General features: G+C 75.7%; 1 protein-coding gene. It reads left to right on the top strand.

Annotation, left to right across the window (positions count from 1 at the left end; translation table 11 throughout):
• Window positions 1-633, top strand: a 633-nt coding sequence (locus MXD58_RS24500) for a Mur ligase family protein (protein WP_250610024.1), incomplete at both ends; no start/stop codon positions are given.

The raw sequence follows: 633 nt of genomic DNA, 5'->3' as shown, positions 1-633 counted from the left end.
CGTGCGCGGTCTCGCGCCGGCGACCGTCGTCGCCGTCACCGGCTCCGTCGGCAAGACCACAACCAAGGACCTGCTCGCCGACCTGCTCGCCGAACTCGGCCCGACGGTGGCCGCCCCCGGCTCGTTCAACAACGAGATCGGCCTGCCGCTGACACTGCTGCGTACCGCGCCGGACACCGCGTTCGTGGTGCTGGAGATGGGCGCGCGCGGCCGCGGCCACATCGCCGCCCTGTGCGCCCTCGCGCGCCCGTCCATCGGGGCGGTGCTCAACGTCGGCAGCGCCCACGTTGGCGAGTACCCCGACGGCCGGGTCGGGATCGCCGCGGCCAAGGGTGAGCTGGCGCGGGCCGCCACCGACACGGTCGTGCTCAACGCCGACGACCCGCTGGTCGCGGCGATGGCCGCGCGCGTCGGTGACGGCGTCACAGTGATCACTTTCGGGACGGCGTCGACGGCGGACGTGCGGGCCGAGGACGTCCGCGTCGACCGCTCGGGCCGGGCCTCGTTCGACCTGCTCGCCGGCGGCGAACGCCAGCCGGTGACACTCGGCCTCGTCGGCGTCCACCAGGTGCCCAACGCCCTGGCCGCGGCCGCGGTCGCCCTGCGCATGGGGCTCGCGCCCGCGCGGATCGC

The organism is Frankia sp. AgKG'84/4 (assembly GCF_023242965.2).
Classification (GTDB): domain Bacteria; phylum Actinomycetota; class Actinomycetes; order Frankiales; family Frankiaceae; genus Frankia.
This window is presented reverse-complemented; position numbering and strand designations above follow the sequence as displayed.